Annotated in this window: 1 pseudogene; it reads left to right on the top strand. The window is 43.7% G+C overall.

The window, feature by feature from the left end:
* Window positions 1–940, top strand: a pseudogene (locus APR43_RS24565) (hypothetical protein); the annotation flags it as partial.

Here is a 940-nt window from a genome sequence, read left to right as displayed (position 1 = left end):
GTTAGATTAGCAGTTGCCGTAAGTGTAACTGATCCTGGAACGCCAACTACAACAGATGCAACACAAGATTTCTGTTTAGTTGATGCACCAACAGTTGCGAATATTCAGGTAAACACACCAGCGGTAGGCACAATAGTTTGGTATACAGCTGCCACAGGTGGAACAGCAATCGCTTCTACGACAGCTTTGACTACAGGTACTTATTATGCATCAATTTTTAACGGAACAACAAATTGTGAAAGTGCGGTAAGATTAGCTGTTGCAGTAAGCGTGACTGATCCGGGAACACCAACCACTACAGATGCAACTCAGGATTTCTGTTTAGTTGATGCGCCAACTGTTGCCAATATTCAGGTTAACACACCAGCGGCAGGCACAATAGTTTGGTATACAGCTGCGACAGGCGGAACAGCAGTTCCAGCAACAACGGCTTTGGCAACAGGAACATATTATGCTTCAATTCTAAATCCAACAACAAACTGCGAAAGCAGTGTTAGATTAGCAGTTGCCGTAAGTGTAACCGATCCTGGAACACCAACCACTACAGATGCCACACAAGATTTCTGTTTAGTTGATGCACCAACCGTTGCTAATATTCAGGTAAACACACCAGCGGTAGGCACAATAGTTTGGTATACAGCTGCCACAGGTGGAACAGCAATTCCAGCTACAACAGCTTTAGCAACAGGTACATATTACGCTTCAATATTAGATCCAGCAACAAACTGTGAAAGCAATGTTAGATTAGCAGTTGCAGTAAGTGTAACAGATCCGGGAACACCAACTACTACAGATGCATCACAAGACTTCTGTTTAATTGATGCACCAACCGTTGCTAATATTCAGGTAAACACGCCAGCGACAGGCACAATAGTTTGGTACACAGCTGCGACAGGAGGAATAGCAGTTCCAACAACAACAGCTTTAGTAACAGGAAACT

The organism is Flavobacterium sp. NLM, assembly GCF_002210235.1.
Lineage (GTDB): Bacteria > Bacteroidota > Bacteroidia > Flavobacteriales > Flavobacteriaceae > Flavobacterium > Flavobacterium panici.
Note: the sequence above shows the minus strand (reverse complement) of the source record. Positions and strands in the feature narration are given on the sequence as shown.